At 66.2% G+C, this 237-nt stretch carries 1 pseudogene; it reads left to right on the forward strand.

Annotated features, from left to right (window positions below):
- Positions 1–237, forward strand: a pseudogene (locus tag QSV46_RS41035) (FAD-dependent oxidoreductase); the annotation flags it as partial.

The raw sequence follows: 237 nt of genomic DNA on the forward strand, positions 1-237 counted from the left end.
GTTCGGCCCCGACGTCGAATGGGTCGAGAGCATCGACTATGCGGTGGACCCCGCCCGCGCCGAGCGATTCTATCCCGCGATCCGGCGCTATTGGCCGACGCTGCCGGACGGCGCGCTGATGCCGAGCTATTCCGGAATCCGGCCGAAAATCGTGCCGCCGGCCGTCGCCACGCAGGATTTTCTCATCCAGGGGCCTGCCGATCACGGCATCGCCGGACTGATCAACCTGTTCGGCAT

Origin of the sequence: Bradyrhizobium cosmicum, assembly GCF_032290525.1 — a bacterium.
GTDB lineage: Bacteria > Pseudomonadota > Alphaproteobacteria > Rhizobiales > Xanthobacteraceae > Bradyrhizobium > Bradyrhizobium cosmicum_A.